Source organism: Halomonas sp. SIMBA_159 (assembly GCF_046536035.1).
Taxonomy (GTDB): Bacteria; Pseudomonadota; Gammaproteobacteria; order Pseudomonadales; family Halomonadaceae; genus Vreelandella; species Vreelandella venusta_A.
In genome coordinates, this window is sequence record NZ_JAWJBT010001761.1 from 1 (window position 1) to 231 (window position 231).

Here is a 231-nt window from a genome sequence, read left to right on the forward strand (position 1 = left end):
GCACGACGCGGACGCCGCGAACGCCACCTACGACCAGCTCGCCGCCGACCCCGGCAAGCCGCTGTCCAACCGCGCGATCGCCGGCGACCTCAACCCGCCGGGATCGACGTTCAAGGTCGTCGTCGCGGCGGCGGCGTACGCCAGCGGGAACTGGACCCCGCAGTCGACGCTGCCCAACCCCATCTCGTACACGCTCCCCGGCTCCTCCAATCGGGTGTCGAACGCCTGGGG

1 protein-coding gene is annotated in these 231 nt (G+C 72.3%); it reads left to right on the top strand.

The genetic code is table 11. The features are described from left to right. The coding region (locus tag R0J87_RS25245; protein WP_498889765.1) for a penicillin-binding transpeptidase domain-containing protein at positions 1-231 on the top strand (231 nt) is incomplete at both ends.